Source organism: Acinetobacter sp. AS5, from assembly GCF_048957595.1.
In the GTDB taxonomy this organism is placed as follows: domain Bacteria; phylum Pseudomonadota; class Gammaproteobacteria; order Pseudomonadales; family Moraxellaceae; genus Acinetobacter.
Genome location: NZ_JARDAL010000057.1, coordinates 1 through 4,160 on the forward strand (window position 1 = coordinate 1; position 4,160 = coordinate 4,160).

The 4,160-nt window shown below is 42.1% G+C and carries 2 protein-coding genes; both read left to right on the plus strand.

Going from position 1 to position 4,160, the window contains the following annotated elements:
• Window positions 1-153: 153 nt before the first annotated feature.
• The gene (locus PV763_RS15235; RefSeq protein WP_000265727.1) at window positions 154-1,017 is read left to right on the plus strand and encodes an OmpA family protein; all 864 of its coding nucleotides are present in this window, start codon (window positions 154-156) and stop codon (window positions 1,015-1,017) included.
• A gap of 42 nt (window positions 1,018-1,059) precedes the next feature.
• The coding region (locus PV763_RS15240; protein ID WP_420938160.1) for a VCBS domain-containing protein at window positions 1,060-4,160 on the plus strand (3,101 nt) is incomplete at its 3' end.

Here is a 4,160-nt window from a genome sequence, read left to right on the forward strand (position 1 = left end):
TTCTAGAGTTATTCGCATTTCTCTATTTTATCAAAATCCAACCTGCTTTTTTTCAGCATACTTTTTGAAACACCACCACAATTTTTTACTTTCGCAAGAGATCTAATATGTTATACAAATCTAATAATACATTAAGTCTACCAAGGGTTGTTTATGTGGAAATTATCGCTTTTAACTACTGTAATTTCATTGGTGGTAGCCTCTTGTGCATCTGATCCTTACTCAAAGCCTTCTGCTTTACGGTTTCAAAATAATAAGCAAGGTTATAATCAGGAGATCAATGTCAACAGAGATGCTAAATTATGCGCAGGGGATACAAGAGATGAACAGAGTTGCCCAATTCATTTCTATATTGACAGTATTGAATCAGGTAAATTCTATATCAATAATACGGCAAAGTATTATTTAAAACCAGAAGTTTATAATTTCAAAGTTAAAAATTGTAGCGGCGAAAAAAATTGTCAGAGTTGCGATGTCGACTTGCGGCCAGATCAATTAAAAGATCGTAACTTTATTCTTTCTGTAGATGCTGCTGGTGTACCTTTTATTTCAAATAATGGTCATCCTTTGGCTTGTAGACAACAGCCAGCAGCTCAAAAGCCTGTCGTTGCTCCTGTTGAGCATACTGAAACAATTGATTTGGCAGCCGATACATTATTTAAATTTGATGGTTCATCTTTAAATGATTTATTGCCTAAAGGCCGTCAGGAAGTTCAGGACGTAGCATCAAAAATTTCAACAGGTTTTGTTTCTGTCAGTAAGATCATATTGGTCGGTCATACGGATCGTCTAGGAAGCGAAACTTATAACCAAAAACTTGGTCAGAATCGTGCTGAAACTGTACGTAGTCTGCTTGTTCAAAATGGCGTATCCGCAAATATTATCTCGGTGGCAAGTGCAGGGAAGAATCAACCAGTCACGGACGGCTGTCCTACGGTTAAATCTCGTGAAGCACTAAAAGCATGTTTACAGCCCGATCGTCGCGTGACGGTACAAATTACGGGCATTACCAAGTAATTCAGCATTTAAAAGTTTCAACGAATATAGGCCACACAGAACATGACAAATTTTATTGTAGTAGAAAAAGATTCTTTAAATAAAGTATCTATCAACACGCAACATATCACTTTAACAGAAGCATCAATTGTCCATACCAAAATGCATCGTAATGATGTAGCAGAGTTTTTACGTGATGGCAATAACCTGATTTTAAAGTTAAATAATGGTGAAACTGTCCTTATCGAAAACTTCTTTGTCGTATATGACAAAGTTGATTCTGATCTGGTTTTTGAAGAAGATGGTTGTATCTTATACTGGTTTGATGGTGTTTCTGGTTTTAAGGGAATACCTGGGCTTGAGGTCTTATTACCTGCTAGTGCGGCAGGTGGGTCTTTACTGCCATGGATTATTGGTGGTGGTGCTGTTATTGGTGGCATCATTGCAGCCGCAGGAAGTGGCGGTGGAGGGGATAAAAACGCATGGCCAATCGCCGTTAAGGATGAAATTACAGGTGTTGAAGATACCCCAGTTAATGGCAATGTTTTAACTAATGATCGTGATCCTGATGGAAACGCAATCACAGTTACTCAATTTGTTGTGGAGGGTAAAAGCTATAATGCAGGCCAAACCGTTACAATTGATAAAATTGGCGAGCTAACGCTCAATGCCGATGGAACTTATCACTTTGTCCCTGCGACTAACTGGAATGGCACCGTTCCAACAGTTACTTATACAATTAGTGATGGCCAGGGTGGAACCGCTTCAGCGGAATTGGTAATCACAATTACACCTGATGCAAATCCTTCGATTAGCATAAAAGATGAAAATGGCGGCAGTGAAAATCCGAACAATACTACTGATACATTAATTGAACAGGGGCATGTTACTGTATATGAACAGGGTTTAACTGATACATCGGGTTCAAATAAAGAAACGGGTAGTATTACGATTGGGGCTGGTGATGGCGTAAAGTCTGTTACGGTTGGTGATACCAATATTTTGCTAACAGATCTGGAAAATGCCTCAACTACACCGATTATTATCAACACGCCTCATGGCAAGATCATCATTACTGACTATACGCCAAATGGTCAGGAATTTAATGGCGTATCTACGGGTGGCACCATTACTTATGAATATGAACTAGATCAACCTGTTACCAACGATGCATCACACACCGATAACTTTCTGGAAGAAGTCGGTATATCTGTGACAGATCAAAGTAATATTGTGAGCAGTGGCAGTCTAGTCATTAGCATTATTGATGATGCACCACTTGCCAAAAACGACATCGATAATGTGGCTGCTAATCAATTTACCCCTGAAACTGGAAATGTACTGACGGGTGTTGGTACGAGTAGTGGGGCTACAGGTGCAGACAAAATTAGTGCCGATGGAGTGAGCATCTCCACAGTGGTTAGTGATAATGTATCTGCTAACGTGGTAACAGATGATGGCACAACGCTGACGATCGAAGGGCAGTATGGTACTCTAATACTCAATAAGACCACAGGTGAATATAGTTACGAGCGTCATGAAGGTACGCCGGGCGGTGTAAATGAGGTATTTACTTATACATTGGTTGACGGTGATGGGGATAGCTCAACAGCTAGCTTGACATTAGTCATTGGCAATAGTGCGCCTCTTGTTACGCTTCCTTCGAGCGATGGAGAGAGTACCAAAGTCTATGAATCAGGTTTGAATAATGGTGGCTCTAAAGCATCTACTGATAAGGAAATAACAAGCGGTACAATTGCTTTTACCTCTCCAGATGGTTTGGCTTCTCAAGATGCAGTGAAGTTAGGTGGACATACCCTAACGACAGCAGATCAAACATTCTCGGATGGTTTAACTGCACGCTATGAATACAATTCGGCAACTGGTACAGGTACTATCCACTATAGCTACACACTTCCTGCGAATACGTCAGGTGATAATACCAATGCAACATTTGCAGTGGAAGTGACAGATATCGATGGCGATAAAACAGCTTCGGGTGATCTGGTTATTAATATTATAGATGACGCACCTGTTGCGACGCCTGACACGAATAGCATTACAGAAGACAGCGTACCTAATCCAGTCAGTGGCAACGTACTGACAGGAGGCGTATCTAGTGGAGATACAGCTGATACCCAAGGCGCAGACAAAGCTAACGTCAGTGGAGTACAGGCTGGAACAGTTGCGTCAGGTGAACACGTAGCAAATGGCGCATTGAATACAGCAGTGAATGGAGAATACGGAACATTAATTCTCCGTGCTGACGGTAGTTACACCTACCAATTAAATAATAACAATACGGATGTAAATGCCCTTAAAGATAACCAAAGCCTCCAAGACGTATTTAGCTACACCATTAAAGATGCAGATGGGGACTGGAGTACCACGACATTAACCATCACCATTAACGGACATACCGATGGCGCACCTAACGTGGTTATCACTGATCATAATGGATCAGCGCTTGGTGCGAACAGCATTGCCGAAAATGCAACGACCCCAGTACAAGGCGAGTTTACCGTCAACGCAGCAGATGGACTGAAATCTATCACGATTGGTGGCACGACCATTCTGACCAGCGAACTCTTGGGTCTATCCCCGACCACACCACAAACAATCATAGGTACACAAGGAACACTGACCCTTACCGACTATGATCCAGTAACAGGCAAAGTCAGTTATAGCTACCAACAAAGTGGCAGCAGCAAAGACCACAGCGGTGGTGATACTAGCGTAAGCGATACTTTCCCAATTGTAGTGACAGACAATGCCAATGAAAGCTCAGCAGCGACGAATCTGGTCATTCTCATCACAGATACCGCCCCAGAAGCCAAAGCTGACACAGGCACAGTGACAGAAGACGGTGCAGCACTTGAAGGAAACGTGATCACAGGTGGCAGTAGCAACAGCACAGATGTTGCTGACAGTTTAGGTGCAGATGCAACACAAGTGACAGGAGTCAGCAAAGGAAGCTCAACAACAGAACAAACAGGTAATGTTGGTGGAACAGGACTTGCAGGTGACTACGGCACACTGATACTCAATAGCGATGGTAGTTACAGCTATACCGTTGACCCAAATAATGCAACCGTGAATGCATTAAAAGATGGAGGCAAGCTCACAGAAACATTTAGCTACACCATTAAAGATGCAGATGGGGA